The sequence below is a fragment of the Ruegeria sp. AF8 genome (assembly GCF_056541825.1).
This window is the reverse complement of the sequence record NZ_JBQFYW010000060.1, coordinates 1-2,193: the sequence shown is the minus strand read 5'-3', so window position 1 is coordinate 2,193 and position 2,193 is coordinate 1. Positions and strand designations below refer to the sequence as shown.

The following is a 2,193-nucleotide window of genomic DNA, read 5'->3' as shown; positions in this document are numbered from 1 at the left end:
GGATCGTGACCATGCTGGAATAGCTTATATTCCGGAGATCCAGCGACCCGTAATTCCCCGGCGCAAGCTCAATTGTATCGCCGCCATTTGCTGAAGAAAGGGCCGACAAAAGCTGTGACGTACTGGATACGGTGATAGTTGCCATAAGTTTACTGCCTCGTTCCGGCTCGGCAATTTGGAAATGCCGCTGTGAGTGGTTGTGGTTTGGAACTCGATAAAAAAACGGCCCCACTAACCATCCATTTGATGGGGCACAATGCATCTGGACGTCATTTTCATGGCGCCAAAACGCGGATACTCGCACATGACTTGTGGGGCAGGCTGCCTCGTGAGTGTGTTATTTTTGTGGTGTTTTTACGACCTGCCCTTCTACTACTGCGCCAGTCTCACCCCATCAAGCTCTCGAAATGGCGTCGGCATTTTTCCACATGGCAAAATTTGGACATGTCAGAAGGTGAATGTGAAATACGATAAAATAATGCCTGAGCAATCGGTTGCGTTTCAGAAAATCCCATAGATTTCAATTAGGTTTGAATTGAAAATGGACACTTACTTCACGTAATGCGGAGGTGGCAAAAATCCGCCAATTATGGATCGGAAATTAAATCTTCACCAGAATGGAGCCAGCCGGGATTTGTTGTTCAATGCCTCTGCGGTGCCTGAGTCTGAAGAGAGTTTAAGTGATCCTTTCGCGAATTAGTTTACGCAAAGGGATTCGGCCCGCCGGATGATTGGAAAACAGCCGGTGAGCGCAATGCAAATTTGAATTTCAGCATCAAACCCGCTGCGATCACTTGCGGTGCAGGGTCTTCGGAGGTCGTGGAATGGCGTCATTTCCTCCTTCTGGCCGCACTCACCCGGCCTGCCCGGCGTTCCCGGGACGCCTGCGGCAGTGAGGAGGAAATTGACGCCGAAGAAGAAAGACCGGCAGGATCGCAGAGGATTCTCTTTTGCGTCAGAACAGGAAGTCGCGGGCATCCAGCGAGGCGGAATCCACCTCCAGCAATGTCAGCGTATTGCCCGCGCCATCGTCGATCACGGCGTTCACGCTGCCGGACAGATGATTGGCCTGCAGGTCGGCGAAATCGGTGATCCCGGCCACATTGCCCAGATCGATCAAGTCGCCTTCGTCGAAATCGAGTATCTGATCCGCACCGGTGGAGAACAGGAAAGTGTCAGCTTCCGTGCCCCCCCTCAGGGTATCGTTTCCAGATCCGCCGTTGAGCGTGTCAGCTCCGGCACCGCCCCACAGGTTATCATTACCGCCCAGGCCCAGGATGCTGTCGTTACCCGCGCCAGCATAGACGGTGTCATTGCCGTTGCCGCTCCAGAGCTCGTCCTGACCGCCCAAACCGATCAGCAGATCATCGCCGTCGCCGGCATAAACCGTGTCGTCCCCTTCTCCGGCATTGATCTGGTCATGGCCGGCTCCGCTGTTCAGCTCGTCGTTACCCGCCCCGCCATAAACGGTGTCATCGCCTATGTCGGCTGAAATGATGTCGTTGTCCGTTCCGGCGCTGATCAGGTCGTTGCCCGCCCCGCCCCACACGGTATCATTGCCCGCGTCGGCCGAAATGGTGTCGTTATCCATACCGGCACCGATCACATCGTCACCGCTGCCGCCCCAAACGGTGTCATTTCCAACGTCGCTCCAGAGTGCGTCACTGTCGTCGCCACCACCGATCTGGTCATCGCCCGCCGCACCCCAGATCGTGTCGTTGCCGGCCCTTCCCCAAAGCACGTCATTTTCACTGCCGCCGCCGATCTGGTCGGCTTGATTGCTGCCCCAGATCGTACCGGTGCCGGAGTTCGGTGCGGAGTTGCCGCCGGTATCGCTATCAGGGAGTGGGGTTGGCGTGGATGTGTCGGGGTCGTAGGGTGTGCCGTCGAGCAACTCCAGAAGCCGCTCGTTGGCGCCGTATTGCTCGGCCACGCTGCCCTCGACGGGGCGCAGGTCCTCGAGCGTCATGCCGTATCCTATGTCACCCTTGAAATACGTGCTGTACGCGTCTTTATCGACAAAATAATCATTGGTCGTTTTCTGTTCATAGGAGCCGATGAAATTCCCTGACTTGGAATTTGCGCCGATGACCAGGGTTGCATTGCTGCCGGTGCCATCAAGGTGGATTAGGGTGTTGTCGCGCACGGTGATACCGGACGTGGTGGTGCCGTAGATAGCAACACCGTTGACCA

At 56.0% G+C, this 2,193-nt stretch carries 1 protein-coding gene; it reads right to left on the bottom strand.

Annotated elements, in window-relative coordinates; translation table 11 throughout:
- Positions 1-955: 955 nt before the first annotated feature.
- The coding region (locus ACR0AO_RS25315; RefSeq protein WP_480609762.1) for a calcium-binding protein at positions 956-2,193 on the bottom strand (1,238 nt) is incomplete at its 5' end.